A 25,546-nucleotide genomic window follows, 5' to 3' on the forward strand; every position below is an offset into this window, starting at 1 on the left:
ACGCACGTCGTTCGACTCGCTCGCGTCCGAAACGGCGGAAAAACGGGAGAATCCCTCCTTCGCCGTCGCTGGCCACTCGCGGGCTTCTGGGCGAAAACGTTCGCTTATCTCGGTCCGATGGGCGTTCGTTTCGTCGCGGGATCTGTCCCCTTGATTTCGGCGGCCACCGAACCCATCGTTCGAACCTGTAATCGGGCTTCGTCCCGTCGTTTGGCGATGTGTTCGAGCACGGCCCGAAGTCGCTCGAAGTCGCGTTCCTCGGTGAAGTTGTTCGGGTGCATCCAGAGGTGGAAGATGCCGTCGTCGGCGTCGGCGGCGCGGTCGATGCCGCGCTTCGCCGCCCGGATGAGGGGGTCGTCCCAGACGCTCTCGGTTATCGTCCGCACCCGACCTTCGTAGCCGAACAGGAACATGGAAGCCGGGACGTTCACCAGTCCGTACTCGTCCACCTCGGGTTCGACCAGCGGCGGCCCCGTCTTGCTCACGGTCAGGTCGACGACCTTCGCCAGCGACTCGAACCGTCCCCCGTCGTACCAGAGTTCCGGGCGCGTTCCGCGGTAACAGGTGAAGCCGTAGGCGGCGAGCACGTCACGGTGGCCGACGTTGTTCCGCGGGAAGACAAACGATTCGAGGGAGTACCCGGCGTCGTCCGCGATTTCGAGGCTGGCGCGGGTCTCGTCCACCGCCACTTCGCGGCTCGTCCGCTCGTCCCCGAACTCGACGTGCGAGAAGGTGTGACAGCCGATCTCGTGGTTCGCCTTCGCGTCGGCGATGGCGTCGACTATCCCGTCGCTGAACCAGAGCGGCGAGCGCTCCGCGACGCCGCCGGGGTCGCGGGAGAACCAGTCCTCGGCCGGGGTCGCGTGACCCGCGTGTTCACCGTCGCACGAGTCCAAGAGGAGGTGGCCGACGACGGCCCACGTGGCTGGAATGTTGTACTCGTCGAAGAGCGCGAGCAGCCGTGACCACGAGGTGCGGGCGCTCTCCACGTGGTCGGGCACCGTCGGTAGGTCGTGGTACCCCCAAGCGAGCTCGGCGTCCAGCGAGAGTACGACGGCGTTCATCTATCGGAACTGGTAGCGGAGTGCGATTAAACCGCGCCGACCGTTCAGGCCGATTCGGGTGGGTAATCGTGGCTTACCCACCCGGTTCATTCGACGGTCACGCTCTTCGCCAAGTTTCGCGGCTTGTCGATGGGTCGGTCGAGCAGTTCCGCGGCGTGGTACGAGAGTAACTGGAGTTGGACGTTGGCAAGGACGCCCGCGGCGTCGGGGTGGGTGTCCGGAATCGTCAGGACGTCGTCGGCGTACTGGGCGGCCGCTTCGTTCTCGTCGCTCGCCACCGCGACGACCGGCGCACCGCGGGCCTCCACTTCCTTGACGTTGCTCAACGTCTTCTCGTCGTTGCGACCGTCGAACACGGCGAACACCGGGGTCGCGGGGGTTACCAGCGCCAGCGGACCGTGTTTCAGCTCGCCCGCCGCGAAGCCCTCGGCGTGCTCGTAGGATATCTCCTTGAACTTGAGCGCGCCCTCCAGCGCGACCGGGAAGGCCGAGCCGCGACCGATGAAGAAGTACGCTTCGCTGTCGCCGTAGCGTTTGGCGATTCGGTGGGCCTTCGTGTAGTCCAGTATCTGCTGGACGTGATCCGGAAGGTCGGAGAGGGCGGCCAGCACCGACTCGGCGTCGTCGCTCCTGCGGTCGGTCGCGTCCCGGACGACTCGCTCGCCGAGCAGGGAGAGCGAGACGACCTGCGAGGAGAACGTCTTGGTGGCGGCGACGCCGATTTCGGGCCCGGCCCGGATGAACAGCGCGTCGTCGCACTCCCTCGCCGCGGTCGAACCGACGACGTTCGTCACCGCGAGCGTCCGCGCTCCGGCGGCGTTCGCCCGTCTGAGGGCAGAGAGCGTGTCCGCCGTCTCGCCGCTCTGCGTGACGCCGACGACGAGCGTGCCGTCGTCGACCGGCGGCGGCGACACCGCGTACTCGCTCGCGAGGAACGTCTGCGCGGGAACGCCGCGGCTCCCGAGGAACTGATTTCCGACGAGTCCGGCGTGGTACGACGTTCCGCAGGCGACGAGTTGCACGCGGCGGACGTCGTCGAACGTCCCCGCCGGGAAATCTTCGAGGGTGATGTCGCCCGTCACCGGGTCCGCGCGACCGCGAAGCGTCTGGCGGAGGGCGGTCGGCTGTTCGTGGATCTCCTTCAACATGTAGTGGTCGTAGCCCCCCTTCCCCGCGTCCTCCGGGTTCCAATCGACCGTCTCCGTCTGGCGCTCGACCGTCCGACCGTCGAGTTTCGTTATCTCGTGTCCCTCCGGTCTGACGACGACCACGTCGCCGTCGTCGAGATAGATGACCTCGTCGGTGAAATCCAAGAAGGCGGGCACGTCGCTGGCGAGGAAGTACTTGCCGTCTCGAACGCCGACGACGAGCGGCGACCCGGAACGCGTCGCGTAAATGGCGTCGCTCTCGTCGACCAGCATCGCCACGGCGTAGCTCCCCGAGAGGCGACGAACCGTCAGGCGGAAGGCTTCCTCCGGCGTCGCGCCGCCGGAGAGGTGCTCTTCCACCAGGTGCGGGATGACCTCGGTGTCGGTGTCGCTCTCGAACTCGTGTCCGCGCTGGCGAAGCTCCGTCCGGAGCGATTCGTAGTTCTCGATGATACCGTTGTGAACGACTGCGACTCGCTCCGAACAGTCCGTGTGCGGGTGGGCGTTCTCGTCGGTCGGCGGCCCGTGCGTGCTCCAACGGGTGTGCCCGATTCCGAGCTCCCCGGCGGGAACTTCGTCCGCGAGCATATCTTTGAGGCGCGAAATCTGTCCTTCGCGCTTGAACACCGCCGGGCCGCTTCCGTTCTTCACCGCGAGTCCGGCCGAATCGTAACCGCGGTACTCGAGGTTCTCGAGCCCGACGAGCAGCTCTTCGACGGCGTCGTCCGTCTCACCGACTCGGGCGATGATGCCACACATTAGCCGGATACCTCCGAGATGATGTTGGCATTCATTGCCACGAGAGGGATAGATGGCGTTCGTTCTGATGCGCGTTGCAACCACCGTCGACTGTTCGCCTAGCGTTCGGTAATCTCATAGGTAACTCGCCTCCACCGTGTCCTGAGCACCTCGACCGGTCGTTATCGAGGGCTGAACTGTATCTACGAATCCCCCGATTCCCTCTTTGTTATACACTCGCTGAACGAGGCGAAAGGCTATCCTAGGGCCGGCTATGGATTACATACCCGTCCCCTACCGCGAAAAGCCCGTTTCACCCGCTCAGCCGCCGCGTTTCGTCAATCTCCGTTAGTCGACTCGTACGAAGCGGTTACTTTCGAATCGAGGAGTCGGAAAGAGAACAAGCGTCCGTCTCGGCGTCGTATCGTCGATTATACCCGTCCTTCGTCTCGCGTTTCTGCGCCGCGACTGCGACGGCGCGATGGGGCGGTCGCGGCGAGTCGCTCGCCGGCGTTCTCGAGTCCGCCGTCCGCGTCGCGCCGGCGCGACGTCAGACGTTGATGGCCGACGGCTTGACCCAGATGACGAACTCGTCGTCCTGTCGAACGACGCCGTGAACCGACTCGCTCTCGACGGACTCGTCCACGTCGGTTTCGTCCAGGGCGACGACCTGGTTCACTTCGTCGATGAGCCAACCGATGCTCCGTCGGTCTTCCGTCTCGAAGACGATGACGCGGTTGCCAGTCTCCGAATCGTCCAACCCGAGCACCGTCTTCGGGTTGACGATGGTCGTCGTCGTCCCGCGGAGGTCCATCACGCCTTCGACGTGCGGTTTCGAGTCGGGCAGTTTCGTCAGTTCGCCGCGGTCGACGATCTCGTCGATGTGCGCGATATCGACGCAGTACCGTTTGCTCTCGAGTCGGAAGACCAGCACCTGCAGTTCCGAAACGCTTTTTGACATTATCCCCTCTCTCCCGGGAATCCACTTTACTGTTCCGCCGGGCGCTCTACTGCCTTCGCCGCTCGCTCCCCCTTCGGGTCTTCTCTATGATTCTAATTTTTCCGCCGTAAGTTCTGCGGGGCGCGGGTACGATATCTTTTTATGGTCGTGTTATCAAAGTCGATAACCGATGGGGTCCGTGGAACTGCTCCGGGTGCTTGGGAACAAGTACAACGCCGAGATACTCGACGCGACGCACGAGCCGAAGTCCGCCCAAGAGCTGAGCGACGAACTCGGCATCCCGATAGCGACCAGCTATCGGAGGATAGAGGAACTGACGGAGGCGAATCTGCTCGAACTGACCGGCCGCGAGTTCTCCAACGAGGGGCGCCGAACCAAAGTGTACCGACGCGACATCGACGGCGTCGCGATAACGTTCCGGAACGACGGTCTGGAGGTGTCGCTCGAAGAGCGCCCCGAAGCCGAGAACTCGCTGGTCGACGTTTGGCGCGACCTGAAGGATACGCGGTGACATGCGGCCGACGGAACTTCTTTACGTCGTGTTCAGTCTCTCCCTTACGGTGGCCGGGCTTTCGATGGTGGCGTTCGCCGTGCGCGCCTATCGTCGAACCGCCCGCTCGGCCCTCTTTCATCTCTCGGTCGGATTCACGCTCGTCGTCGCGGCGTCGCTCGGGACGACCGTCAGCGCCTTCTTGCTCGATTTCGAGGGCATTCGATTCTTGCTCTCCGTCAACTATCTGCTCTCGACGATCGGCTATCTGTTCGTGATCTACTCGATTATATACAATTAGAAAAATCAGACAGTTTCGGCGTCGTCGAACCGTCGAGGTTATCGATGTGGCGGAAAGGACCTCCGTGGACCGATATCACGGCTGATAATTGGATACGTAGTTTTAATACAGTCCTTCGATTCGTTCCCGATAACGTCCGAGTCATGATACGTAACGATTCGGACATGATGTGAGAAATCATGAAAGACGCACTCAAAGAACGCCTCGACGCCGTTTTCCGCTTCGTCCGCTATCTCGAAGTTCTCCTCCAGAATCTCGCGCAGCAGATTCCGCATAAACTCCGAATCGTCGACAATTAGTACGTCATTAGCCATTCATATTTCACCTGATAGGGGTTTTGAAAGGGGGTGAAATAAATGCTCCCCCGCGATTATCACAGTTGATGATTGTTCGGTGACGCTAGTGCAAGCTGTCGATCATCATGTCGACGTCGACCCAGATGACGAGGTCGAGTCCGTCGTCGCCGGGTTTCCGGATGATACCGCGGGCGACTCTGTCGCGGATACTCCGCGTATCGAGGTTGTCCAATCGGTCGCCCGAATCGACCTGCGCTTCCGTGTGCGCGGTCACGTCGAGCACCTCGTCCACGCGGATGCCGATCTTCTGTTTATCGTCGGGTCTGTCCAACACGAGGACGCTCTCGCCCCCGTCGCCCGACGCGACCGAGAGGAACTCCTTCGGGTCGATGATGGCCGTCGTCTCTCCGCGGAGGTCCATCACGCCCTCGATGGAGTCGGGCGTGCGCGGAATCCGCGTGACCTTCCTCACCTCGACGATGCTGTCCACCTGGTCGATGTCGATGGCGCACACGTCGTCGCCGAGTCGGAACTCCACGACTTGCGTCTCCTCGCCCCCTTCTTCGGCCGATTCCTGTTTCTGAACGCTCATGGTCAGCTATCGGATACATCGACTCACGGAACATAAAACCCCACTCTCGCCTATCGCGACGGATAATTCGCGGCGGCTACGGGGTGGGAGGACTCACCGGTCGGTCTCAGGCGGAAAGACCAGTCCGTTCGCGCCTCGCATCGCCTCGAAGAGGTCGGCGATGGAGTCGTCGGGAGAGAGGTCGTGGGTTTCGAGGACGCCGCGGAAGCAGCGCGGCGAGTAGCGCACGCGGACGTTCGACTCCATCAGGAGGATTCCGAGCACGTCCTCGACGGGCGTGCTCCCGTCGACCTGCTGGGCGTACCACATGAGCAGGCCGTCGAAGACGGTTCCCACGTCGTCGGAGAACAACCGCTGGTGGCCGACGGCGTCTTCGGACTTCGCGGAGATGTGAAAGCCGTACCGGGACTCCACGTCGTCGAGATCGTCTTCGAGCCATCGGCGAACGTCCTCGGAGTCGATTCGGGGTCGCTCGTCGGTCGAATCCGACCCCTCGCTCGTCTCGTCGGCCGTCGATGCGAGGGCCGGTTCCTTCGGAACCGACGGTTTCTCCCCGGCACCGATGACGTACCGCCCTTCGTCCAGCGGAACGACGCTGTCGCTGTCCTCGATGTCGAGTTCGTCGGGCGAGAGGACCGTTCCGGTCTCCGCCTCGGAGTCGTCCCGCGCTGGGCTCATAACCGACCGCTACCACGGGTCGTCACATAAAATCTCCGGCGATTCACCTCGGTGAGAACACGTCTCTAGAAAACTACCCATCCGCGCAATCTTCGACAATCGTCGTTAGGTGGATTTATTATCGTCGAATGTCTGGGTCGGAGCACCGACATGAGTATCAGAACTACGTCCGTTTCGTCGCTTCCCGACGAACTGGTTTCGCCGCGCGCCAAACTCGTTTACCTCTACCTCGCGACCGCACAAGGCGCGACGCTCGACGAACTACAGGCCGGTCTCGACCTGCCGAAGATAGCGCTCTACACCATCGTTCGCACGCTCAGGGAGCGCGGACTCGTCGAAAAAGAGGGGAACGCGCTGACGGTAACCGGCTAATCGGATTCCTCGTCCTCGGAGGGACAGAGCTGGTCTGGAGTACGTTTGTATCGCGGCGTGTTCGCAAACCGTTTTATTCGCTCGCGGTCGTCACTGGATAACTTGCCACCCATGAAAAGTCGCTACGACCTCGACAGTAAAAAAACAGCGGTTAAGGGTCTTCAGGCTGGTACTACCACAATTCGGTCATCTTCTGGAGTCGATTACCGGCCGTTCGAGAACTCCCTACGCCGATTCGGTCGGCGGTACGCTCACCCTCGAAACGAGGTGGAGCGCTTCTCGTCCCCGCTGTCGGCCACTTTCACTTTCACCCCGCTAGGATCGGATTCATTATCTGACGGGACAACGTTCGAACATGAACGTCGAGATAGCCCCGGAGCGCGCCGAATCGCGGTCGTGGAACTCTGCGGACGTATCTCGCCTGTCAGCGAGCGAAGTCGCGGATTTCGTCCGAAGTTCCGCCGAGGACGGCGAGGTTCACCTGGAACGGAAGGGCGGACGAACGTTCGTCGTGGCGGGCGACTGACTCCGTAACGCAGTTCGTCGCGCGATGCGAAGCGATGGACATGCTCGAACCCGGCCGACAGGCACCATCGTTCGAACTCCCGAATCACGCGGGCGAAACCGTCTCGCTCGAAGATTTCGAGGGTCGAGTCGTCGTCTACTTCTACCCGCGCGCCGACACCCCCGGCTGTACCGCCGAAGCGTGCGGCTTCCGCGATTCGTGGGACGAGTTCGCGGCGCGCGGCGTACCCGTCCTCGGAATCAGCGACGATTCGGTCTCCGACCTCGCCGACTTCCGCGAGAAGCACGACCTCCCGTTCGAACTGCTGAGCGACGAGTCCGGCGAGGTCGCCGCCTCCTACGACTCCTACGGCGAGAAGAAGATGTTCGGTCGAACCTTCGACGGCGTCTTCAGGAACACGTTCGTCGTCGCTCCCGACGGCACCGTCGAACGCGTCTTCGAGAACGTCTCGCCGGACGGTCACGCCGCGGAGGTGCTCTCGGCGCTCGAATGACGTACGTCTCGCGTCCGGTTCGCGCGATCCGGGACGAACCCGACCCGGGCGAGTCGGTGACCCTTCTGCTTCGACTCGCCGACGCGGACGCCGAGCGGGTCGGCGCGAGCGTCGAATCGCTCGGCGGCGAAGTGGACGCGGAACTGGCGTTCGAGACGCTCCGAGCGATCGTCCCCGAGGAGTCCGTCGCCGACCTCTGCGAACTCGACGGGCTCGACGCCGTCGAAACCGCCGGCACGCTCGATGCGGGCGACGCGGGCGAGGACGTGGAGTTAAACGACTCCTAAGGCCGGCGATAGTCCGCCTCCGCCGACGGTCTTCGGAATCGGTCGTCGGTTCTTTCGGGCGGTCGGTTCTTTCGCACGGAGAGTTGGACGAAGTAGCCGGTGCTACGGTTTCTTCATTCGATTTCGGCGGCTGTGTTGAGACCCTCAATCGGTGGTAGGTTCCAACGACCGTGGCGAATAGACGGCGCGTAGCTACCGTGCGTTCTGCATCAGTTGTCGCGGTCACGGGATTTTGGAGCCGTGATAAGTGTGGAAACCGTCCGCGGTAGAACTCCCGAACGTCCCGGACTCTCCCCGAAAATCGAATTTGTAGCGCAGTACGGGAATTTCGGTGTGTAAAATGCCAAATATCGCTCCCTGTGTTGAGTTAATAAATGTTTGGACCGTGGGATGCCGGTTAACCCATCACGATTTGGAACACGACGAACCCGGTGACGAAGAAGAGGACGATGCCGACGAGCGCGTGCAGCGATGGGTGCATATCGATATTGGCCAGCAACAGGTAGTGTGCTCCGGTGGCCAGAACGATCGAGATGAGAACGGCGAGGCCGATCTTTCCCCATTCTGCGTCCTCGCCCGTCGTGGATTCGGTGGGTGCTTCTCCGCTAGCGGTGTTAGCTGACATGATCAGTCCTCCACCTGACCGGCGAGTTTTTCGAGGGAGTCTTCCCAGGCCTCCGCGACCCCGTATTTCTCGGCGACGTCCTCGGGGATCCCTTCTAAGCGGAGAGTGACCTCGGTCCCGTCGGCGATCGTATCTAAGGTGACCGTTACGGTACTGTGGTCATCACCTTCCCCGGACTCGTCGGTCCAGACTATCTTCTCGCCGCGTTTCAGTTCCTGGTAGGTGCCTTGGAACGTGTGGGAGTATTGTTCCGTCTCCTCAGTTTCACCAATGTTCTCGATTCGGAAGGACCCGCCCTCTTCGGACTCGACCTCCTGAACATCAGCGCGGAATCCTTCCGGGGGAGCCCACACCGCGATATCAGCAGGATTGAGAAACGCCTCGTAAACTCGCTCGGGCGGCGCTTCGACCACGCGAGTTACTGTTACGCTCCGCTCCTTGTCAGCCGTTTTCTCTGCCGTTGACGCATCGCCTTCGTTGGGTTTGTCGCTCATTGGTCTTCGTTCTCCAGATGGTTGGCCAGCGCCGCTAACCGGTCCTCCCAGAAGACGCGGTACTGGGTCAGCCATCCGAACGCCGCGGAAAGCGGTACGGCGTCGAGGTGGCAGCGGCGAACGAGACCGTCCTTCTCGACGTTGATTAAACCGGCATCCTCCAGCACGCGCAGGTGCTTGGATACGGCCGGCAGGGAAACGTCGTGGGGTTCGGCCAGTTCGCTCACACTCTCCGGACCGTCGGTCAACTGTTCGAGGAGCGACCGGCGTATCGGGTGAGAGAGCGCCTGGAAGACTGCGTCGAGGTCCAGGTCGTCCGGCTTCTGTTCAACCATCCGACTGAGTATACGCTCCCCTACTATTTAACCTTCTAGTTAAATAGTCGTTCGAGGCCTTGTAAGGCGGGTGTGACGACAGAATTTCGAGGGAGCGACCGTGTTCACCCTCGGGGCGGTTAGGTATCGGAGGTTCACATTCGGATACTTTTCCCGTGAATACCATCGACGGTGGCTGAAACCGGCGTTCTACGAACCGCGAAAATATTGATGTTCCTACACCACGTCTTAGCGGGTATGAGCGTGTCCACCCCGATTACGACCCGGCAGGTCTCCGAACTCGTGATGGCGAATCGAGCGATCAGAGCGCCCTACTATCGCGCCGACCACGACGAGGGGGTTCGTTTCACGGATGAGGAAAGGGGGCTCCAGTGGGGCGCCGACGTCATTCCAGCCTTGGCGGGTCTGTTCCGGGTTGAGCGAGACGCCCGGGACGACCATCCCGACGGCTGGGTGGGCTTTGCCCGCCACTGGCGAGGAGGGACGTTGCGGCTGGATTTCGACCTGTTTTCCGAATCCGAAGAGCCGGATTCGGTCTTGGTCGTGACCGCGATATCGGGCCGAGAAGGGGAGGATACTATCGCGGACGAAGACTTCGGAGAAATCGAGCTACCGGATCGGGTTCCGACGCGGGAGGAATGGGAGGAACGGAGTAAGCGATACCAGGCGGCGCGGAGGAACGACGATACCGATGGATCGGCAGCGGTGAAGGCGTACATTGCAGCGCTGCCGGGTTGGAAGAGCGAGGTTGCGACACGATTCGACAAGATCATTCGAGACGAAGTGCCCCACGTGCGCCGCGCCGTGAGGTATCACCAACCGTTCTACGGCGTCGAGGACCGAGGATGGTTCGCATCATTCAGCGCGTTCTCGAAGCACGTGAAACTGAGCTTCGTGTGCGAAACGTACCTCGATCCGGAGCCGCCGAGCGCGACGGCTCCGGAGAGACAGGCCCTGGACCTGAAGGAGACGGACGCGCTGGACGAGGAGCAGGTCGCTTCCTGGGTCCGACAAGCCGCCGACGATCCGGGGATGAACTGGTGAGGAAGCCCGCGCACGTGTGGTGGCCGTGAGGCGGCTAAGCAACCCTCACCGCGGGATCGTCTGATAGCCGTCAACTCTGTCGTCAGCAGTCCGTTCATCTGAGAATCTTGACGCTATCCACTCATCGTGTGGAATAGCGAAGCTTCGTTCCAGGTCGCGAACGACGCACTTGCTGACGAGTTCGCGGAACGCTCCCTCCACCGGCGTGACCGCGCGAACACGCCGATATAGCGACGCGCGTATCGGTCGAAGTCGGGTTTGAGCCTCCGGAAAGTGTTTAACGTCCTCCACCTTGGGGAGAGCTGTGACCGCTGAATCGCGCCGCGGCAGGATTCTGGTCGGAGGTGGTGCGATAGCCGTTTCGGTCGGGACGTACCTCTCGTGGTTGAGGACGAACCCGAACCTCCCTCCGGACGCGGAGATACCGACGATCCTCCTCCCCGGGATGAACGCGGGATTCGAGGCGTTCGACTTCGCCCTACTGGGCTCGGTCGGACTCGTCCTGCTCCTCCGCGGGGTCGGTTCGCGGAAGCGGTTACGGTCCCTAGCAACGCTCCTGACGGGTGCTGGAATCGTGATGTTCTGCGTGTCGTATCTCTCTCGCTCGTCGCTCGCCGGATTCGGCGCCACGTTCGTTCCCGCGCTCGGCTGATATCTCACCGTTCTCGGCGGAGTCCTGCTATCTATCGCCGGGGGACTTCGACCACCGTCGACGGTTCGGCGGTCCGAAACGACGGTGGTTCCGAAAGACTAACCCTCTGTCTCGGCCGGTTCAGGGCTCGTTACGGGGTGAATAAATCGTATCACCGAGTACCGATAACCCGCCGACGCGGTCCGCCCGCGCGTTCGTGAAACCGCGGACCGCCGGTAATTCATCGCGCTCGTCGGCCTCGTTTTTCGAACGAACCTGACTGCCGCTGGGACAATTAGACAATCAGCCAACATTTTTATTGCGAATTCAGTCGCGCCTACAGTCGCAATGTCCAGCCAACGACAGCAGCGAATGACCGGTGAATCGACGATGGAAGCCTCCGACGAGGCGATGATGAATCCGGCGGTGCTCGCCGCGGCCGCCTCGGTCGGACTCTCGTGGTACCAGTTCTTCATCCGCGGGGAGAAAGAGCGGGGTATCTTCATCGGCCTGTGGCCTCCGACCTTCCTCGCGTTCGCGAGCTACTTCAACCAGAAGCGGATGGAAGAGCGGATGAACTCGATGCTCCCCGGCGGATTGATGAAGTCGGTGAACCGGATGATGCCGAGCCGATAGGGGTCGATGGGACGACCTCGAACCGGTTTTCGACTCACGCTTTTCGAACGTCCTCGGCCGCGTCGCGGACGGTCTCGTACTCCTCGTCGTCGTAGGCGATGACCCGAACGTCGGCGAGCGATTCGGCGTCGTACCGCGCCACCTCTCCGCAGACGATTCGCGCACCCTCGCGCAGGTCGAATCCCGCGACGCCGCAGCCCAACGCCGGAATCACCATCGACTCCGCGCCCAACTCGTCGGCCCGTCGGAGCGCGCTCCGCGTGGCGTCGCGGATGCTCTTCCGCGTCGCCCGCCCGTCCCCGGAGTGGGGCATGGCCGCGGCGTGGACGACGTACTCGGCGTCGAGTTCGTAGGCGTCCGTCACGGCGACCCCGCCGAGTTCGACCGGCCCCTTCGATATCGCGTCGTCGTTTATCGGACCGTTCGCCCCGCGGCGGAGCGCGCCAGCGACGCCGCTGCCCATCCGAAGGCTCGTTCCCGCGGCGTTGACGAGCACGTCCGCTCGCTGCGCTGCGATGTCGCCCCGTACGACGGTGAACTCCATGTCCGACGCCACGGCGCCGGGGAACAAAACTCTCGGGTTGAAGCGCGTTCGACCGGGGATTTCGGCTCAGTCGCCCCGTTTCTCCAGTTGCGTCACCTCGACCATCAGGTCGGGGTGGTCGGCGTCGGGGTACCGGAAGGTCCACGAGCGGTCGAACTCGATACCCCGTCGGTACCCCTTCAACAGGAGGTCGCCGAGCACGTCGCGGAAATCGTCGACCACGGCTTTTTCCGGCGGTTTCGTCGGGCGGGGAGGGTTCAGCAGTTCTTCGGTCCCACCTTTTTCGAGATGGGTTATCTCGACCATTAGGTCGGGTACATCTTCGTCTGGATAGCGAAACGTCCACGAGCGGTCGAATCGGCGGTCGTTTTTGTACGCCGTACTCAGCACCATCTTGAGGGTGCTTCGAAACTCCTCGGGCGCGGCCATCCAGAGGGGGACGCTCTGGGCGCGGCTCATGAAAGACGGACAGGGGCGGAATTAGTATAAAACCGAACGATAGTTGTCCTCGTTCGGAGGCCGAGCAACAGTTTACAACACGGAACCCAGCGTTAGGGGGCGATTAATCCTGTCTCCGGGCGGTCGTGTTCGCGGGTGTTGTTTTTCGGACGTCAGAAGCGGCGTCGGACGAGGACGACCGCTCGTGACCGACGTTCGACTGCGCCAAAAAACGTCGAGGGTGGGGTTTGGGCAACGCTCGGAAGGTTTCGCTCGCGAACTGCGCCCGGTCTACTTCGAAACCCGACGCGTACGACGAAAAAACGCTAAGCCAAGGGTGGGATTTGAACCCACGAATTCTCGATTACAAATCGAGTGCTTGAACCACCCAAGCTCCCTTGGCGCATCCCTCGGTAATCGCTACTCCTTTGAGTGGTTATCGTTTTCGACCGATTTTTCCAGCTCGATTCGGTACGGTTCGTACCCCCGTTCCCGGTACAGCCGCCGGGCGTCCTCGTTCGCCGCCAGCACCTCCAGCGCCAGCACCTCCGCACCGCGTTCGACGAGCGCGCTCTCGGCGGCGTCGAGGAGTTCCGATCCGATTCCCTCGCCCCGGCGCTCGGGTTCGACGTAGACGTTCTGGACGATTCCGCGGGTCGCCGACTGCTCGTAGACCCCCGACTGGAGTTCGAACATCACGAAGCCGACGATACCCTCGTCGCGGGCGACGAGCAGGCTCCCCTCGACGACGTGCCGGGCGACGGCCTCGCGGACGTTCGCGCGATTCTCGTCGGCGAGGAGGTGCGACCCGTGAGCGCGCTGACCGCGGGCGAGTTCCACCCAGCGGTCCGCGACGCGGTCGATGTCCGCGCTGGTCGCCGCCTCGACGGAGACCATCTACCGGGAGAGCGCCTCCACCGCCGGGAGTGATTCGCCGGTGAGCATCCGCAGGCAAGCACCGCCGCCGGTGCTCACGTGGTCGAATCCGGCGAGGTCGAACTTTCGAATCGCGGCGGCCGTGTCGCCGCCGCCGACGATGCTGTACTCCGCGTCCGCCGCTTCGGAGTAGAGTTCCCGGGTTCCCTCGGCGAAGGCGTCGTCCTCGAACACGCCCGCCGGTCCGTTGAGGATGACCGTCCCGGCCTCTCGGAGCATCTCGGAGTAGGCGTCGATGGTGGCGCTCCCGACGTCCATCGCGGGTTCGTCCTCCCCGGGCGGGAACTCGTCGCGTGCGAGTTCGGCCCGGTCCCCGTCGCGCTCGACCGCCGCGTCCTTCGGCAAGTAGATTCGGTCGCGGTAGGTTTCGAGCAGGGCCACGGCGTCGTCGATGTAGTCCCAGTACCCCTGCTCGTGGATGAAGTCCGCGCTGGCGTCGCCGAGGTCCGCGCCGTCGGCGAACAGGAAGACGTTGCCGACGACGCCCGCCGTCAGCACGTAGTCCGCGAGGTCCCGCTCCAGCACGTTCTTTGCGACCGCGATGGAGTCGGAGACCTTCGCGCCGCCGAGCACGTACACGCGCGGGCGCGGCGTCCCCTCGATATCGCCGAGCACGTCGAGTTCGCGCTCCATGACGCGCCCCGCGTAGCCGGGGAGTCGGGTCGGAAACCCGACGAGGGAGGGTTGCGAGCGGTGGGCCGCCGCGAAGGCGTCGTTGACGTAGGCGTCGAGTTCGGGCACCAGACGGTCGACGAGGTGCGTTCGGGCGGCTTTCTCCGCCGGGAACTCCATGTACTCCTCGCTGTAGAAGCGCGTGTTCTCCAGCACGACCGCCTCCCCGTCGCGGAGATTCCTGACCGCCGTTCGCGCGTCCTCCGAGAACGTGGCGTCGCAGTGCGAGACGGGGAACGAGAGCAGTTCGTTCAACCGCTCCGCGTGCGGGGAGAGCCCCGAAAAGTCGTCGCCGCCGGGGCGACCCTGGTGAGCGAGGACGGCGACCTTCCCGCCTCGCTCCAACAGTTCCGACACCGTATCGACGTGCGCCCGCAGTCGCGCGTCGTCGGCGAGGTCACCCGACTCGGTCAACGGACTGTTGATGTCGATACGCACGCCGAGGGTCGTCCCTTGGACGGCGAGGTCGTCCAGGGTCTGGATAGACATACGTGTGCCTGCAACATCGCCCGGCATATGTGTGTCGGTAATCCTCACTCGAAATAAACCCGCGATCGAGTAAACAACCAAAGAACACGTTTTCCCGACACGTCTCTCGAAAACCCGCGAGTATACCGCCAGTATTGAAATTCGACCGACGGGTCTCTCGGAAAGGTTTAATACTGTGACGGGAACCGATATCGTGTGGAGAGTTATCAATGGACGGCGTAACTGAAACCTACTCACGAGGGCGACGCCTCGTAGTCGAACGACCCTTCCTCGTTGTCGTCGGCTTCTTCGCGGCGCTCTTGGTCGTAGATTTCCTCAACCGCCTGCTGTTCGGTGACCTACTCGTGTCCAACGTGGGGTCGCTCGTCTGGAGCGGCCTCATGCGAGGACTCGTAATCGGTCTCGCCGGAATCGGGCTTTCGATGACGTACAGCATTCTGAATTTCGCTAACTTCTCGCACGGCGACTACATCACGAGCGGGGCGTTCACGGGGTGGGCGGTCACGTACCTCGTCGCCGGACTCGGGCAAGGAAATCTCGCCGGACTGCTGTTAGTCGGCGCCGGCGGAACGGTGTACGCGAGTTCCCTCGGCATCACGATAGCGACGACGCCGATCGCCGTCGTCGCCGGACTGGTGCTCGCCGGGGCGGGAACGATAGCGCTCGCCCTGTTCATCGACCGAGTCGTCTACCGGCCGATGCGCGACGCGGGCGGTATCACCCTGCTCATCACGAGCGTCGGCGTCGCGTTCGCGCTCCGGTATCTCATCGTGTTCGTCTTCTCGACGGCGAACCGCGGAACCACGGCGTCGCAGGAGATTCCGACGTGGGACCTCCTGCTCTGGGACGGAACCGTTCCCGTGACGGCCCACGACCTGACGCTCCTCGTCTCGACGGCGGGGCTGATGCTCGGCGTTCACCTCCTGCTCCAGCGGACGAAGCTGGGGAAGGCGATGCGCGCGATGTCCGACAACGAAGACCTCGCGCGTATCACGGGGATACCGACCGAGCGCGTCATCCGCTGGACGTGGATAATCGGCGGCGGGCTAACCGGCGTCGCGGGCTACCTGATGGTGCTCTGGACGGGCACCATCGACTTCCAGTTCGGCTGGCTCCTCCTGCTTCCCATCTTCGCCGCGGTCATCCTCGGCGGCATCGGCTCGATATACGGCGCGATTCTCGGCGGTCTGGTCATCGGGCTGACGTGGGACCTCGCCATCATCTGGATTCCGGGCGAGTTCGGCAGGGCCGCCGCGTTCGCCATGATGATCCTCATCCTGCTGTTCAAACCGCAGGGGCTGTTCGCGGGGAGGACGACCGCATGAGCGCGAAGATGCGCGACTTCGAGGTGAACGACACCGTGCTCATCCTCGCCGCGCTCGTCGGAATCTACGCGCTGTACCTCATCGCGGGGTCGGCGCTCGGCTACTCGTTCCGCGGCCAGTTGAACTCGCTCGCGCGCCTCACGTTCCTCATCGGCGTCTACGGGATGTTGGCGCTCGCGCTGAACCTCCACTGGGGGTACACCGGGCTGTTCAACATCGGCATCGCGGGGTTCATGGCGGTCGGCCTCTACACGATGGCCATCGTCTCGAAACCCGCCGCGAGCGCCTCCGCGGGAGCCGCGACCGTCTCCGGCCTCGGGCTTCCGCTCTGGGTCGGCGTCATCGCCGGGATGCTCGCGGCGGCGCTCCTCGGGTTGCTCGTGGCGCTTCCGGCGCTTCGGTTGCGGGCCGACTACCTCGCCATCGTGACCATCGCGATGTCCGAAATCGTCCGGTTCACCGTGATGTCGAACAAGTTCCAGGAGGTCAACGTGTTCGGCAAGAACCTCGGCACCGGCGGCGGTCGGGGTCTGCTGTTGAACTACGAGGACCCACTCCAACCGGTGTTCGACAGCGCGCCGTACGGCGCGCTCGAAGACGCGCTGAACCCGCTCGTCGGGGGCTCCATCGGGCCGGTGCTCGATTCGATCACCTACGCGGTCGTCCTGCTCGGTTTCGTGGCGGCGTTCTACTGGCTCCTGAAGCGAACCGGCGAGTCGCCCTTCGGTCGGGTGCTCAAAGCCATCCGCGAGGACGAACAGATGGCGAACTCGCTCGGGAAGGACACCGACCGCTTCAAGATCAAATCGTTCATGCTCGGCTGCGCGCTGATGGGACTGGCCGGTATCCTCTGGCAACTCCGACAGGGCGCCATCACCCCGACGTCGTTCAGACCGCAGGTGACGTTCTTCGTGTGGCTGGCGCTCATCATCGGCGGCGCGGGCTCGAACACCGGGAGCGTCCTCGGCGCGGCGGTGTTCGCCGGCCTGCTGTTCCAGGGGCCGCTGTACCTGAAGAACATCATCAGGCAGGTGTACGACGTCTCCGGAGCGCCGAACACGTTCGCCGACGCGATCGGCCCGCTGTTCGCCGGCCAGATACAGCCGTTCGTCGCCTACGCAATAAACAACATCAATGCCTTGCAGTTGGTCACCATGGGCGTCGTGCTCATCTGGATAATGCAGCACAGGCCGGAGGGCGTGCTCGGCCACCGCAAGGAGGAGGCCGCGAGCATAGCGCTCTCGCGGCCGCGCGGCCGCGAGAGCGCGCCGCGAGCCGCGGCGGACGGAGGTGAGCGGGAATGACCGCCAGCGAGAGCGAGACGACCCGGACGGAGTCGATCGGCGTCGAAAGCGAGGGGACCGTCTCGGAGACCGACCCGAGCGACACTCCCCTTCGCGTCGATGACCTCCGGAAGACGTTCGGCGGAATCACCGCGGTGGACGGGGCGACGTTCTCCGTGGAACAGGGGTCGCTCACGGGACTCATCGGTCCGAACGGGGCCGGCAAATCGACGACGTTCAACCTCATCACCGGCGTCCACACCCCCGACGGCGGTTCCGTGCGCTTCGACGGCGAAGATATCACGGGGCTGCGTCCCTATCAGATCGCCAACCGCGGGCTGGTTCGAACGTTCCAGATCGCCCGCGAACTGTCGGAGATGACGGTGTTGGAGAACATGATGCTCGCGCCGGCCGGCCAGAGCGGCGAGAAACTCTGGCGGTCGGTGACCCCCGGCTTCCGGGGCGACGTGCGGCGGGAGGAGGAGGCCGTCCTCGAACGCGCGTGGGAGATGCTGGAGTTCTTCGAGATCGACCACCTCGCCGAAGAGTACTCGGGCAACCTCTCCGGCGGCCAGCGAAAACTGCTGGAGATGGCGCGGGCGCTCATGACCGACCCGAAGATGGTGTTGCTGGACGAACCGCTGGCGGGCGTCAACCCGTCGCTGGAGAAGAAGCTCCTCGCGCACGTCCACGAACTCCGCGAGAACGGCTACACGTTCCTGCTCGTGGAACACGACATGGACGTGATAATGAACAACTGCGAGCGCGTCATCGTCATGCACCAGGGCAAAGTGCTCGCGGAGGGACGACCCGAGGCGATTCGCGCGAACGACCGGGTCATCGACGCCTACCTGGGGGAGGAGATTTAATGGCGCTCCTCGAAATCGACTCCCTCGACGCGGGCTACGGCGACGACCTCCAGATTCTCGACGACGTGGACATGAACGTCGAAGAAGGGGAGTACGTCACCATCGTCGGCCCGAACGGGGCGGGGAAATCGACCGTGATGAAATCCGTCTTCGGGCTGACGACCTACATGGGCGGGACGGTCACCTACGACGGGGCGGAGATACACGGGAAGAAGCCGGAGGACATCATCCACCTCGGCCTCGGTTACGTCCCGCAGAACGACAACGTGTTCGGGATGCTCTCCGTCGAGGAGAACCTGGAGATGGGCGCGTACATCCTCGACGAAGTGCCGGCGGACGCGCTCGCGGAGGTGTACGAACGCTTCCCGATTCTGGACGAGCGCAGGGACCAGAAGGCGGAGACGATGTCCGGCGGGCAACGGCAGATGCTCGCCATGGGCCGGGCGCTCATGTTGGACCCCGACCTGCTGATGTTGGACGAACCCAGCGCGGGCCTCGCGCCCGACCTCGTGGACGAGATGTTCGACAAGGTGGACGAGATAAACGACAGCGGGACGGCCATCCTGATGGTCGAACAGAACGCGAAGGAGGCGCTGCGGCGCTGCGACCGCGGCTACGTCCTCGTGCAGGGGCAGAACCGGTTCGTGGACTCCGGCGACGCGCTGCTGGCCGACGAGGAGGTCAGACAGGAGTTCCTCGGCGGATAGCCCCCTCCTTTCGGCAGTAATCCACAAGCGATTGGCGACCGTGGCTCGTCCATGGCGCTCGCTCGCTGGGCCGCGGTCGTTCTCGCGGTCGCTGTCGTCTGTTCGGCCACTTCCGCGGTCGACGGCGGGAAACCGCTCGCCACCGACGCCGCGGAACCGCCATCGTCCCTCGCCGAACCGATCCGTCTCGACTCCTGCACGACCATCTCCGAACCGGGGCGGTACGTTCTCGCGAGCGATATCGAATCCCGCGCGGAAACCTGCATCCGAATCGCGGCGGACGACGCGATTCTCGACGGCGCCGGTCGAGCCGTCGACGGCGGTACGGTGCGGGAGAACGCGACCGGTGTTGCGGTGACGGGCGCGAACGTCACGGTGCGGAACCTCTCGCTCTCCCGGTGGACGTTCGGCATTCGGTACGAGAACGCGCCGGACGGCGTCGTCCGGAACGTGACCGTGCGGCGAACCGTCGACGGCGTGACCCTCGCGTCGTCGCCCCGTTCGAGGGTAGATGGAGCGACCGTGACGAGCGGTTTCACGGGCGTTTCGGTCGTCGAGTCGGACGCGAGCGCCGTGACGGACAGCGTGACGAGTCGTTTGCTCTCCTCCGGCGTCCTGGTCGCCGACTCCCGGCGCGTCGTCGCGTCGAACGTCACGGTCGTCCGGAGCGAGACGGGTATCGCGCTCCTCGGCAGTCGTCGGGGGCGGGTGGAGGACGCGGTCGTCCGTTCGACCCGAACGGCCCTCCTGCTCGTCGACTCGCGCGCCAACTCGGTCGCGAACGTCTCGCTCTCGAATCCGGGCGGGACGGCGACGGTAGCGCTCTCGAACGCCACCGAGAATCGAATCGTCGCTACGAACGGTGACTGGACTCTGCTCCGCGAAAGATCGCGCGAAAATCGGGTGACGAACGCGACTACCCGAGCGCCCGGTCGATGACCGACGTGTACGACGATTCGCCGTTGTTGAACGCGATTTGGTTAATGACCCGCCGGTCGTGGTCCTGCCGGAACGCCTGCGAGAACTGATTCGACAGCTGTTGCCCGTAGTCGTTGTTCACGAACAGCGTCGAGGCGGACCGCGCGCCGATTCGCTCGGCGGCGACCTGCGCCATCACCTCGCCTTGCAGGAGGTCGCTCGGGGCCGTCCGGAAGACGTAGTCGTCGTCCTGTAGGCGCGAGACGGTGATCGCGGTGCTCGACGGCGAACAGCCGACGACTTCGTTCGGGATGAACACCTCGGTGCAGACCGGAATGTTGTTCCCCGAGGACGCGGGGCCGGAGACGGCGGGGTATCCCGCGTTGACGAGCGCGTTCGCCCCGCTAATCGCCGCTTGTCGAGCGGTTCGAGTGTCTTCGACCTGCGTTGCGACGGTCAGGTTCAGATCGCTCTCGTTCACCTGCTGAATCGGGATTCTGGAGGCCTGAACCATCGGGCCGCCGACCGACCCGAGATCGCCGGTCTGCGGAAGCAGGATGCCGACCCTGACGGTTCGTTCCGTTCCGCCGGGAGCGTCGTTCGCGCTCGGACCACCCGCGTCGCCGGTGAACCGCCGGGTGTTGACGGTTTCGATTCCGTCCCGCGTCTGCGGCGCGAACTTCCACACGTCGTAGGCCGCGGACGCGGGGCCTCCCCGTCGGTCGAAGTTGGTCGCGCTGGACGCACCCTGATAGTTGACGTCTCCGCCGTTCGCGGCGGCTTTGACCGCCTCGACGAAGTTCTCCGGTCCGTACTCCCGCCCCGGCGGATTGGCGACTCGGCGCATCTGCCGCCGGATGGCCGAACCGGTGTTCTCGCCGGCGGCGGCGTTCGCCAGGACGAGGATGGCGACCGAGTCGTAGGAGTGCGACGTGAACACGCCCGGCGATTGGTTGTAGCGGTTTCGGAACAGTCGAACGAACGCCCGTCGGTTCGGACCGGCGGCGGCCGGCGCCGTCCCGGTGACGTTCTGCATGTCGTTGCCGACCTGCCGTGGCAGGGAGGAGTCCTGTAAGCCGTCCGGCACGAGCACGTCGATGTTTCGGCCGGTCGCGTAGAGGTCGCGGAACAACTGAATACCGCTCTGCGGATATCCGATGACGGTGAGCATATCCGGCCCGCCGTCCTGTCGGAGGGTTCCCATCAGCCCCACGGTCGTCGCTCCCCCCACTCCCCGAAGGTAGTCGCGACGGTCGATTTTTGAACTCATACCCGGGGAAATCGTCGCCGTTCTGTAAGAAAAGTCTATTCCAAACTATAGTTATATATTCGAATCGGTTAATCGCGTCGGCGTCGATACACCAGTCGCCGAAACTGTTGATGTATCCGAAGCATCACGTCGCACGGCGTTACGGCGCGGGCCGCGCGGTGGACGGCCGGACGCGGCGCGCGACGCGAACCTCTCGTCGTCGGTATCCCTTCAATCGCCAGTATCGTCGCCGGTGGCGCACCCGGCGCGTCGCCGATGGAAACCTCCCTCGTTTTCGTCCCTTCGCGGAGAAAAACGCGTTCGAACGGCGCTCCGCCCTACTTCGAACTCGTCGCTTTGCCGATGACGGACGTGTACGACGATTCGCCCTTGTTGAACGAGACCGTCTGTAGGACCTCGCCGCCGTGCGAATCCGTGAAGGCGCTCGCGAACTTGTCCGATAGCTGTTGCCCGTAGCTGTTGTTCACGTAGAGCGTGGATGCCGTCTTGCCGCCGAGTCGTTTGGCGGCGACCTGCGCCATCACCTTGCCTTGCAGGAGGTCGCTCGGGGCCGTCCGGAAGACGTAGTCGTCGTCCTGCAGCTGCGTGACCGTGAGCGCCGTGCTCGACGGCGAACAGCCGACGATGCCCTGTTTCATGTACACCTGCTTGCTCACGGGCAGATTGTTACCGGACGAAGCCGGTCCGCAGATGGCCGGGTAACCGGCGTTGACGAGCGCGTTCGCACCGGAGAGCGACGCCTGCTTCGCGGTCTGGGTGTCCTCCACTTGGGAGTCCACCGTCACGTTGATTCCCGCGTCGTTCACCTGTTTGATGGGGAGTTTCCCCGCCTGAATCATCGCGCTTCCGGTGGAGCCGAGGTCGCCGGTCTGCGGAAGCAGGATGCCGACCTTGATGGTTCGTCCCGTCCCGCCGGGCGAACTATCGGCCATGCTCCCGCCGGAACTGCCCTCGAAGTTGATCGTATCGACGGTCTTTATCCCGCCGTCCGCGCTCTTGTCGAACTTCCACACGTCGTAAGCCGCGGACGCCGGGTCGCCCTTCTTGTCGAAGTCGACGACGCTCGACGCGCCCTGATAGTTGACGTCTTCGCCGCGCGCGGCGGCTTTGACCGCCTCGACGAAGTTCTCCGGTCCGTACTTCTGCCCGCCGGGGTTGGCGACCCGGCGCATCTGGTCGCGAATCTTCGTCCCGTCGTTCGCACCGGCCGCCGCGTTGGCGAGGATGAGGATGGCCACCGCGTCGTAGGTGTGTGAGGTGAACACGCCGGGTTCCTCGCCGTACTCGTCTTTGAACATCTGCGTGAACGCCTCCTGGTTCGGGCCGGACGCCGCCGGGGCCGTCCCGGTGACGTTCTTCATATCGTTTCCGACGTCCTTCGGCAGATTCGCGTCGCGCAACCCGTCGGGAACGATAATCTCGTGGTTCCCGTCGGTGCTCCCGTAGTAGTCCCGAAAGAGCTGCGTACCGGTCTGCGGGTAGCCGATGACGTTGATAACGTCCGGTCCGCCGCTCCCGCCCTTGTCGCCGTTACCGTCGCCGTTGCCGTTACCGTTTCCGGCGCCGCCACCGCCGATACAGCCGGCGAGACCTGCGATTCCGGTCGCTCCGAGTCCCTTCAGTACGTCACGTCGGTCGATATCATATCCCATGGACACGGATGGGTATCGACCGAGTGACTATAAATCTACCTTTCGGGTGGCTTAGAATTCGGGCGCTACGCGCCAATTTCCGAATCGCGTACCGATTCTATCTAAAAGTCCCGACAGTCGGCACAAACGAGCTGACCGTTGACGTTCGTGAGGTCGCGGGTGAGGGTACCACAGACTTCGCAGATGCTCTGCCCCGCGTACTCGGCGTCGCCGCTGCCGTTCGCCTCGACCGTCCCGCTCAGTTCGGTCTCGTCGGGTTCCCGTTCGCGCCCGCGGACGATGCTCGACGGCGACGCGGAGGCCGAGATGACGTCGCGTTCGGTGAGGATTCCGGCCAGTTCGCCGCCGCGGGTGACGACGATTCGGCGGATGTCTTGCCGGGCCATCGTCCCCGCCGCGTCCGCGAGACTGCGGTCGGCGTTCATCGAGACGACGGGACTCGTCATCACCTCCGAGACGGCCGTGTCTGCGGGGTCGCCCTCCTCCGCGACGAGGTTGAGAACGTCGGACTCGGTCATGATTCCGACGGGGTCGCTCCCCCGGAGGACGACCACGCTTCCCACCCCTTCGGAGCGCATGAGTTGTACCGCACCCAGCACCGAATCGGACTCGCTAACCCCCACGTATTCCCGGGTCATCACATCCCGGATAGTGACTTCGGCTTCCATGTGTCATGGTTTGGCACAGCTGTCCTAAAAGCTATCCCCGGCACCTTTATTCCCGCTTCCCTCCAACGTAGCTAGTCGGTTACTGGAACTCGACTCTGCTTCCCGTCGCCCGACACGTCTCCAGCGCGTGTTTGGCGGCCATCCCTGCGTCCTGCGCGACCCTGCCGCGACCGACGCCGACCTTCAGCTCGACTTCCGTCGCCTCCTCGACGTGTCGAATCGCGTCCTCGTACGCCGCCTCGTCCAGTTCCGGGCAGACCGCGATGACGTTGTCGCCGCCGACGAAAAAGGAGAGCGAGTCGTGCGCCGTCCGCATGTACTTCATCAGTTCTGCGTACCCCTGCTCGATGTGAATGAACGAGTCGAACGCGTTCACCTCGTCGGTGTAGTTGCCGGTCATGTCGTTCACGTCGAAGTGCGCTATCTGCACGTCGTCGTCCGTCCGGAACTCCTCGTCGACGACTCGCCCGCGGAGAATCGCTCGGCGCGAGCGGTCCTGTGCGCTCCCTGCGTCCTGCAACTGCTCGGTGGCGTCTTCGAGCGCCTTCACCGGGCTCGTCCCGGTGGCGACGCTGAGACTGACGGTCACCGGATAGCGGTTTCCGACCGACTCCTGGACGAGCGCGTGGTCGTCCATCGAGAGCCCGTTCGTGACCGCGATCATGTTGTCGAAGCGGGTGAAAAAGACGTAGCCCTCGCGGTTGCCGACGAGTTGGGAGAGGTCGGCGTACAGCCGCGACTGGAGCGTCTGGAGATCTACTTCTCGGCGCGGTTCCGGCGTCACGGTCCACGGACCGTAGTTGTCGATCTGTATCAGCGTTATCTGGGCGTTCGTCACTGTTAGCCGAGCGTTTGCGCTTCTGGTGCATAAGTTGCCCTAATCGTGATTCGCGTCTCAAAAATGAGACGCCGGGCGGGCGGTCGGCGGTCCCTTCGCGGCGCTTCGCGCCGTTTCGGGAGATTGAAGCGCCCGCCCGAGAGTGACACCGACGATGACCATCCCGTCGTTCGTCATCGGAATCGCCGGGGGTACCGGCGCGGGGAAGACGACGGTCGCCCGCGAGATAACCGCGGACGTGAGCGACTCCGTCACCCGAATCCCGATGGACAACTACTACGAAGACCTGTCGCACCTCGATTTCGAGGAGCGCGCGGAGGTCAACTACGACCACCCGTCGGCGTTCGAGTGGGAACTGCTCCGCGACCACCTCGACTCGCTGCTCTCCGGACAGGCCATCGAGATGCCCCAGTACGATTTCTCGATACACAACCGGAAAGACGAGTTCGTGACCGTCGAACCCACGGACGTGGTCATCGTCGAAGGAATCTTCGCCCTCTACGACGCCGAGGTCAACGAGATGCTCGACCTGCAGGTGTACGTCGAGACGGACGCCGACGTTCGCATCCTCCGGCGTATCGAGCGCGACGTGGTGAACCGGGGTCGGGGCCTCGAAGGCGTCATGGAGCAGTACCTCTCGACGGTGAAGCCGATGCACGAACAGTTCGTCGAACCGACGAAGAAACACGCCGACATCATCATCCCCGAGGGTGCGAACCGAGTCGCGGTCGGTCTCCTCGAGGAGAAGGTTCGGGCGGAAATTCGAGCGCACTCGATGCGGGAGGCGGACGAGGAACTCCGTCTCGCCCCGCGCGAGCGGAGCGACCCGCCGACCGCGACGCCGGGCGCTGGCGACGACCGGTGGCGCTCGACGGAGAAACGGGAGTGATCAGGCGCGCTTCGTCTCGGGGTTCGCCCCGACCGGGTGGTAGTCCCAAAAACCGCCCGACCGCATCGCCTCGCCGACGGCGCGGTGGAAGTCCAAGATGGTCTCGAACTCCGCGGGTTCGACGTGTTCGAAGATATCGTCCACGCTGACCACTCGTTCGTAGTTAATGCGTATCGGTTCGTCGCCGTGTTCCGCGACGAACTCGTCGCGCGAGAGCGGGAAGTCCTCCTCTTCGTCCAGTTTTTTCGCCAGAATGGCGAGACCGTACTTCCGCCCGCCCTCGCTTCCTTCCTCGCCGTCGGGGTCGTGAGGCCAGTCCATGCCCGCACGTCGGTTC

Annotated in this window: 32 protein-coding genes, 1 tRNA gene and 1 pseudogene; 15 read left to right on the forward strand and 19 right to left on the reverse strand. The window is 63.7% G+C overall.

Annotated features, from left to right (window positions below; all coding sequences use genetic code 11):
* Positions 1 to 104 precede the first annotated feature (104 nt).
* The 3 genes from LIX00_RS15270 to LIX00_RS15280 form a co-directional block, all read right to left on the reverse strand.
* Positions 105 to 1,064 (reverse strand): polysaccharide deacetylase family protein, encoded by a 960-nt coding sequence (locus tag LIX00_RS15270; RefSeq protein ID WP_227354049.1) that lies wholly within the window; start codon positions 1,062 to 1,064, stop codon positions 105 to 107.
* Between the two features lie 86 nt (positions 1,065 to 1,150).
* Positions 1,151 to 2,971 (reverse strand): glutamine--fructose-6-phosphate transaminase (isomerizing), encoded by a 1,821-nt coding sequence (gene glmS, locus LIX00_RS15275; protein WP_227354050.1) that lies wholly within the window; start codon positions 2,969 to 2,971, stop codon positions 1,151 to 1,153.
* Positions 2,972 to 3,500: 529 nt separating this feature from the next.
* Positions 3,501 to 3,911, reverse strand: coding sequence for a chemotaxis protein CheW (locus LIX00_RS15280; protein ID WP_227354051.1), 411 nt, complete (start codon positions 3,909 to 3,911; stop codon positions 3,501 to 3,503).
* 169 nt (positions 3,912 to 4,080) lie between these two features.
* On the opposite strand from LIX00_RS15280, the gene LIX00_RS15285 reads away from it, so the two are divergent.
* Positions 4,081 to 4,422: an ArsR/SmtB family transcription factor gene (locus LIX00_RS15285; RefSeq protein WP_227354052.1), complete on the forward strand. Its 342-nt coding sequence runs from the start codon at positions 4,081 to 4,083 to the stop codon at positions 4,420 to 4,422.
* A gap of 1 nt (position 4,423) precedes the next feature.
* Positions 4,424 to 4,702, forward strand: coding sequence for a DUF7521 family protein (locus LIX00_RS15290; protein WP_227354053.1), 279 nt, complete (start codon positions 4,424 to 4,426; stop codon positions 4,700 to 4,702).
* A 200-nt stretch (positions 4,703 to 4,902) separates the two neighbouring features.
* Here LIX00_RS15290 and LIX00_RS15295 read toward each other — a convergent pair.
* The 3 genes and pseudogenes from LIX00_RS15295 to LIX00_RS15305 form a co-directional block, all read right to left on the reverse strand.
* Positions 4,903 to 5,016: pseudogene (locus tag LIX00_RS15295) on the reverse strand (response regulator); the annotation flags it as partial.
* A gap of 85 nt (positions 5,017 to 5,101) precedes the next feature.
* On the reverse strand, positions 5,102 to 5,590 hold the full coding sequence (locus LIX00_RS15300) for a chemotaxis protein CheW (protein WP_227354054.1): 489 nt from the start codon (positions 5,588 to 5,590) through the stop codon (positions 5,102 to 5,104).
* 93 nt (positions 5,591 to 5,683) lie between these two features.
* Positions 5,684 to 6,268, reverse strand: coding sequence for a DUF7500 family protein (locus LIX00_RS15305; protein ID WP_227354055.1), 585 nt, complete (start codon positions 6,266 to 6,268; stop codon positions 5,684 to 5,686).
* A gap of 150 nt (positions 6,269 to 6,418) precedes the next feature.
* On the opposite strand from LIX00_RS15305, the gene LIX00_RS15310 reads away from it, so the two are divergent.
* The 4 genes from LIX00_RS15310 (at position 6,419) to LIX00_RS15325 (ending at position 7,946) form a co-directional block, all read left to right on the forward strand.
* Positions 6,419 to 6,640: a helix-turn-helix domain-containing protein gene (locus LIX00_RS15310; RefSeq protein WP_227354056.1), complete on the forward strand. Its 222-nt coding sequence runs from the start codon at positions 6,419 to 6,421 to the stop codon at positions 6,638 to 6,640.
* A gap of 355 nt (positions 6,641 to 6,995) precedes the next feature.
* Positions 6,996 to 7,166: a hypothetical protein gene (locus LIX00_RS15315; protein WP_227354057.1), complete on the forward strand. Its 171-nt coding sequence runs from the start codon at positions 6,996 to 6,998 to the stop codon at positions 7,164 to 7,166.
* 40 nt (positions 7,167 to 7,206) lie between these two features.
* On the forward strand, positions 7,207 to 7,659 hold the full coding sequence (gene bcp, locus LIX00_RS15320; RefSeq protein WP_227355710.1) for a thioredoxin-dependent thiol peroxidase: 453 nt from the start codon (positions 7,207 to 7,209) through the stop codon (positions 7,657 to 7,659).
* Positions 7,656 to 7,946: a hypothetical protein gene (locus LIX00_RS15325; protein ID WP_227354058.1), complete on the forward strand. Its 291-nt coding sequence runs from the start codon at positions 7,656 to 7,658 to the stop codon at positions 7,944 to 7,946. Before bcp ends, LIX00_RS15325 begins: the two co-directional genes overlap by 4 nt.
* 397 nt (positions 7,947 to 8,343) lie before the next feature.
* On the opposite strand, the gene LIX00_RS15330 is transcribed toward LIX00_RS15325, so the two are convergent.
* Genes LIX00_RS15330 through LIX00_RS15340 form a run of 3 tightly spaced genes read right to left on the reverse strand, consistent with a single transcriptional unit; the run spans position 8,344 to position 9,400 of the window.
* A complete protein-coding gene (locus tag LIX00_RS15330; protein WP_227354059.1) occupies positions 8,344 to 8,571 on the reverse strand; it encodes a hypothetical protein in 228 nt (75 codons plus the stop codon).
* 2 nt (positions 8,572 to 8,573) lie between these two features.
* The gene (locus LIX00_RS15335; RefSeq protein ID WP_227354060.1) at positions 8,574 to 9,065 is read right to left on the reverse strand and encodes an SRPBCC domain-containing protein; all 492 of its coding nucleotides are present in this window, start codon (positions 9,063 to 9,065) and stop codon (positions 8,574 to 8,576) included.
* Positions 9,062 to 9,400: an ArsR/SmtB family transcription factor gene (locus tag LIX00_RS15340; protein ID WP_227354061.1), complete on the reverse strand. Its 339-nt coding sequence runs from the start codon at positions 9,398 to 9,400 to the stop codon at positions 9,062 to 9,064. Before LIX00_RS15340 ends, LIX00_RS15335 begins: the two co-directional genes overlap by 4 nt.
* A 237-nt stretch (positions 9,401 to 9,637) precedes the next feature.
* Here LIX00_RS15340 and LIX00_RS15345 point away from each other — a divergent pair, with 237 nt between their 5' ends.
* The 3 genes from LIX00_RS15345 (at position 9,638) to LIX00_RS15355 (ending at position 11,711) form a co-directional block, all read left to right on the forward strand.
* Positions 9,638 to 10,444: a DUF1801 domain-containing protein gene (locus LIX00_RS15345; protein WP_227354062.1), complete on the forward strand. Its 807-nt coding sequence runs from the start codon at positions 9,638 to 9,640 to the stop codon at positions 10,442 to 10,444.
* Positions 10,445 to 10,748: 304 nt separating this feature from the next.
* A complete protein-coding gene (locus tag LIX00_RS15350; protein WP_227354063.1) occupies positions 10,749 to 11,096 on the forward strand; it encodes a hypothetical protein in 348 nt (115 codons plus the stop codon).
* Positions 11,097 to 11,423: 327 nt separating this feature from the next.
* Positions 11,424 to 11,711, forward strand: a complete 288-nt coding sequence (locus LIX00_RS15355; RefSeq protein ID WP_227354064.1) for a hypothetical protein — start codon at positions 11,424 to 11,426, stop codon at positions 11,709 to 11,711.
* 34 nt (positions 11,712 to 11,745) lie between these two features.
* Here the strand turns inward: LIX00_RS15355 and LIX00_RS15360 are convergent, their stop codons facing one another.
* From LIX00_RS15360 to LIX00_RS15380, 5 genes are all read right to left on the reverse strand, one after another.
* Positions 11,746 to 12,255 (reverse strand): macro domain-containing protein, encoded by a 510-nt coding sequence (locus LIX00_RS15360; protein ID WP_227354065.1) that lies wholly within the window; start codon positions 12,253 to 12,255, stop codon positions 11,746 to 11,748.
* Positions 12,256 to 12,321: 66 nt separating this feature from the next.
* Positions 12,322 to 12,714, reverse strand: a complete 393-nt coding sequence (locus LIX00_RS15365; RefSeq protein WP_227354066.1) for a hypothetical protein — start codon at positions 12,712 to 12,714, stop codon at positions 12,322 to 12,324.
* Positions 12,715 to 13,022: 308 nt separating this feature from the next.
* Positions 13,023 to 13,096: transfer RNA gene (locus LIX00_RS15370), tRNA-Thr, on the reverse strand.
* A 17-nt stretch (positions 13,097 to 13,113) separates the two neighbouring features.
* A complete protein-coding gene (locus tag LIX00_RS15375; RefSeq protein WP_227354067.1) occupies positions 13,114 to 13,590 on the reverse strand; it encodes a GNAT family N-acetyltransferase in 477 nt (158 codons plus the stop codon).
* On the reverse strand, positions 13,591 to 14,790 hold the full coding sequence (locus LIX00_RS15380; protein WP_227354068.1) for a phosphoglycerate kinase: 1,200 nt from the start codon (positions 14,788 to 14,790) through the stop codon (positions 13,591 to 13,593). It lies immediately after the preceding gene.
* A 209-nt stretch (positions 14,791 to 14,999) separates the two neighbouring features.
* Between LIX00_RS15380 and LIX00_RS15385 the strand changes: the two genes are divergently transcribed.
* From LIX00_RS15385 to LIX00_RS15405, 5 genes are read left to right on the forward strand one after another with little or no spacing between them, the layout of a single operon-like run.
* Positions 15,000 to 16,115 (forward strand): branched-chain amino acid ABC transporter permease, encoded by a 1,116-nt coding sequence (locus LIX00_RS15385; RefSeq protein ID WP_227354069.1) that lies wholly within the window; start codon positions 15,000 to 15,002, stop codon positions 16,113 to 16,115.
* Positions 16,112 to 17,419, forward strand: a complete 1,308-nt coding sequence (locus LIX00_RS15390) for a branched-chain amino acid ABC transporter permease (RefSeq protein ID WP_227354070.1) — start codon at positions 16,112 to 16,114, stop codon at positions 17,417 to 17,419. Before LIX00_RS15385 ends, LIX00_RS15390 begins: the two co-directional genes overlap by 4 nt.
* Positions 17,416 to 18,267 (forward strand): ABC transporter ATP-binding protein, encoded by an 852-nt coding sequence (locus LIX00_RS15395; protein WP_227354071.1) that lies wholly within the window; start codon positions 17,416 to 17,418, stop codon positions 18,265 to 18,267. The genes LIX00_RS15390 and LIX00_RS15395 overlap by 4 nt, the downstream gene beginning before the upstream one ends.
* Positions 18,267 to 18,974 carry an ABC transporter ATP-binding protein gene (locus tag LIX00_RS15400; RefSeq protein ID WP_227354072.1) on the forward strand — a complete coding sequence of 236 codons (708 nt, stop codon included), beginning with the start codon at positions 18,267 to 18,269 and terminating at the stop codon, positions 18,972 to 18,974. The genes LIX00_RS15395 and LIX00_RS15400 overlap by 1 nt, the downstream gene beginning before the upstream one ends.
* A 51-nt stretch (positions 18,975 to 19,025) precedes the next feature.
* The gene (locus LIX00_RS15405; protein ID WP_227354073.1) at positions 19,026 to 19,913 is read left to right on the forward strand and encodes a NosD domain-containing protein; all 888 of its coding nucleotides are present in this window, start codon (positions 19,026 to 19,028) and stop codon (positions 19,911 to 19,913) included.
* Here the strand turns inward: LIX00_RS15405 and LIX00_RS15410 are convergent.
* From LIX00_RS15410 to LIX00_RS15425, 4 genes are all read right to left on the reverse strand, one after another.
* On the reverse strand, positions 19,891 to 21,162 hold the full coding sequence (locus LIX00_RS15410) for an ABC transporter substrate-binding protein (protein ID WP_227354074.1): 1,272 nt from the start codon (positions 21,160 to 21,162) through the stop codon (positions 19,891 to 19,893). The genes LIX00_RS15405 and LIX00_RS15410 overlap by 23 nt on opposite strands.
* Positions 21,163 to 21,479: 317 nt before the next feature.
* A complete protein-coding gene (locus tag LIX00_RS15415; RefSeq protein ID WP_227354075.1) occupies positions 21,480 to 22,814 on the reverse strand; it encodes an ABC transporter substrate-binding protein in 1,335 nt (444 codons plus the stop codon).
* A gap of 101 nt (positions 22,815 to 22,915) precedes the next feature.
* The gene (locus LIX00_RS15420) at positions 22,916 to 23,482 is read right to left on the reverse strand and encodes a CBS domain-containing protein (RefSeq protein ID WP_227354076.1); all 567 of its coding nucleotides are present in this window, start codon (positions 23,480 to 23,482) and stop codon (positions 22,916 to 22,918) included.
* 79 nt (positions 23,483 to 23,561) lie between these two features.
* Positions 23,562 to 24,320, reverse strand: a complete 759-nt coding sequence (locus tag LIX00_RS15425; protein WP_227354077.1) for a GTP cyclohydrolase III — start codon at positions 24,318 to 24,320, stop codon at positions 23,562 to 23,564.
* 154 nt (positions 24,321 to 24,474) lie between these two features.
* Here LIX00_RS15425 and udk point away from each other — a divergent pair, with 154 nt between their 5' ends.
* Entirely contained in the window at positions 24,475 to 25,209 is a 735-nt protein-coding gene (gene udk, locus LIX00_RS15430; RefSeq protein WP_227354078.1) for a uridine kinase, read from the forward strand.
* Here udk and LIX00_RS15435 read toward each other — a convergent pair whose 3' ends face one another.
* Positions 25,210 to 25,530 carry a DUF5785 family protein gene (locus LIX00_RS15435; protein ID WP_227354079.1) on the reverse strand — a complete coding sequence of 107 codons (321 nt, stop codon included), beginning with the start codon at positions 25,528 to 25,530 and terminating at the stop codon, positions 25,210 to 25,212. It abuts the gene before it with no gap.
* Between the last annotated feature and the right edge of the window lie 16 nt (positions 25,531 to 25,546).

It is taken from the genome of Haladaptatus salinisoli (assembly GCF_020614375.1).
Taxonomy (GTDB): Archaea; Halobacteriota; Halobacteria; order Halobacteriales; family Haladaptataceae; genus Haladaptatus; species Haladaptatus salinisoli.